Origin of the sequence: uncultured Mucilaginibacter sp. (assembly GCF_903913935.1) — a bacterium.
Lineage (GTDB): Bacteria > Bacteroidota > Bacteroidia > Sphingobacteriales > Sphingobacteriaceae > Mucilaginibacter.
Genome location: NZ_CAIWNH010000143.1, coordinates 1 through 1,830, shown reverse-complemented (window position 1 = coordinate 1,830; position 1,830 = coordinate 1). Strand labels below are relative to the sequence as shown.

2 protein-coding genes are annotated in these 1,830 nt (G+C 38.0%); both read left to right on the top strand.

The window, feature by feature from the left end:
• The first annotated feature begins 155 nt into the window (after positions 1-155).
• The gene (locus tag QZY09_RS05395) at positions 156-407 is read left to right on the top strand and encodes a DUF4342 domain-containing protein (protein ID WP_295669214.1); all 252 of its coding nucleotides are present in this window, start codon (positions 156-158) and stop codon (positions 405-407) included.
• 163 nt (positions 408-570) lie between these two features.
• Positions 571-1,758 carry a PAS domain-containing sensor histidine kinase gene (locus QZY09_RS05390; protein WP_295669211.1) on the top strand — a complete coding sequence of 396 codons (1,188 nt, stop codon included), beginning with the start codon at positions 571-573 and terminating at the stop codon, positions 1,756-1,758.
• Positions 1,759-1,830: the final 72 nt, after the last annotated feature.

Here is a 1,830-nt window from a genome sequence, read left to right as displayed (position 1 = left end):
TTCCGGGTCAAACATCCGGACAAACCTTTATGCAATCTTATGCTGGCCTAATTGTTAATGAAAAACAAGCAATGAACATTTAAACGGTCTGTAGCTTTACTCGCAGTATTTTGTAACAATCGGGCCACCTTTTAGTCATAAAATAAACAACAGTTATGACAAAAGAATCATTTTCAATTCACGGGGAAAACCTGCTGAATAAAATAAAAGAACTCATTGCTGAAGGCAACATCCGAAAAATAACCATCACCGATAAATACGGAAAAGAATTAATGTCATTCCCGCTTACCATTGGTGTAGTAGGCGTTTTAGTTGCACCAGTGTTAGCTGCTATTGGCGCGTTGGCAGCACTGGTAGGCGAGTGTAACATTACAGTTGAAAGGGAAGAGCAAGAAAATAAAAGTTAAATTAATACACGCAAAATCCATTTCAAATACAAATCAAACTCACTTAAAAAAGTGATAAATGTCACTTTTTATAACCCATTGTTGATATACCTTCGGCCATAATATTTTTTCACTTTAAATTAACCTTTTTATCTTAAGATAAGTTTGTGTTAATTTGAACAATATGGAGAATGCGGCCTTGCTGAATGCTATAATACAAAACGCTATTGACGGCATAATAACCATAAGTGACCGTGGAATCATTGAACTGATCAATCCGTCGGCCTGTAAGCTATTTGATTACACGCCCGAAGAAGTTATTGGGAAAAATATTTCTGTATTGATGCCGCCTCCTGATCGGAGCAACCACGATAACTATATCAGCAGGTACCAGCACACCGGCGTGCCGCATATCATCGGAATTGGGCGCGAAGTTACAGGACTAAGAAAAGACGGCACCAAATTCCCGTTCAGGTTAGGTGTAAGTGAAGTACAGTATTCCGGGCGTAAAATATTTACCGGGTTTATTCATGACCTAAGCAGGCAGAAGGAGGCAGAAGAACAACTAAAGGATTATGCCGCCCACCTGGAGGAACTTGTAGAAGAACGCACGCTATCTTTGAAAAATACTGTAACTGAGTTGCACCGGGCAAAGGAGGAGGTGAGCCAGTCGTTAGAAAAAGAAAAAGAATTAAGCCAGTTAAAAAGTAGGTTTGTTTCAATGGCTTCGCATGAATTCAGAACACCTTTAAGTGCTGTACAACTATCAGCATCACTTATTGATAAATATGCTGAGCCTTTTGAAAACGGCCATATTACCAAACACGTAGGGAAAATAAAAAATGCTGTTGGTAACCTAACCACTATTTTGAATGATTTTTTATCGCTCGAAAAACTGGAAGCAGGAAAGGTGGAACCGACATTTATCAGATTCGACCTTGTTAAACTTGCGGAAGATATTACGGAAGAGATGCAGATGGTTGCCAAACAAAACCAGAATATTATTTACCAGCATACTGGTATTAATAATATAGTCACCCTCGACCCAAATTTGCTGAAAAACTGTATATTTAACCTCATAGGCAACGCCATAAAATATTCGGGTGAAAATACTTTTATTGAATTTAATACCGAAATAAACGACCAATACTGTACCATTATAATTAAAGATGATGGCATAGGCATTCCAGAAAATGATCAGAAACATTTGTTCGAAGCATTTTTCAGGGCACACAACACCGGCAATATTCCGGGTACCGGTTTAGGGCTAAATATAGTAGCCCGCTATACCAACCTGATGTATGGTCATATTGATTTTAAGAGCAGTGTTAACCATGGGACTATATTTACCCTATCATTTCCAATGTCATGAAAAAAAAAGTACTTGTAATTGAAGACAATACCGATATCAGAGAAAATGTGGTTGAAATTTTACAACTGGCAG

Excerpts from the sequence above, each read along its gene's own strand:
- QZY09_RS05390 (WP_295669211.1), top strand. The coding sequence starts at position 571 with ATGGAGAATGCGGCCTTGCTGAATGCTATAATACAAAACGCTATTGAC.
- QZY09_RS05395 (WP_295669214.1), top strand. The coding sequence starts at position 156 with ATGACAAAAGAATCATTTTCAATTCACGGGGAAAACCTGCTGAATAAA.